1 protein-coding gene is annotated in these 247 nt (G+C 52.6%); it reads left to right on the forward strand.

Translation table 11 applies throughout. The annotated features are described in order from the left end of the window. Positions 1-247: hypothetical protein (locus SB756_RS33730; protein WP_410913719.1), on the forward strand; the 247-nt coding region annotated here is incomplete at both ends.

Consider the following 247-nt stretch of genomic DNA (forward strand, 5'->3'; position numbering starts at 1 on the left):
GCCCGGCATGTATATCCGGCGATGGCATCGCAGACAATACGGCAAAGGCAATTGCTAGGCTAGAAGGCTGGGCATTGAGTCCGATGGGCTATGTCTTTGCACCCAGCATCAATGCAGTCAAGAAGTCGTTGGAAAAGGCGGAATTTGTGGCTGTTTCCTCCTCGGCGGTGGATCCTGCCTGCTTCCTTGGCAATTGGCTTAAAGGTACTTACCTTTGGGACTATGAGCTGCCGTCGTATTCTGGTAG

This window comes from Pseudomonas sp. SIMBA_068 (genome assembly GCF_046534705.1).
Lineage (GTDB): Bacteria > Pseudomonadota > Gammaproteobacteria > Pseudomonadales > Pseudomonadaceae > Aquipseudomonas > Aquipseudomonas putida.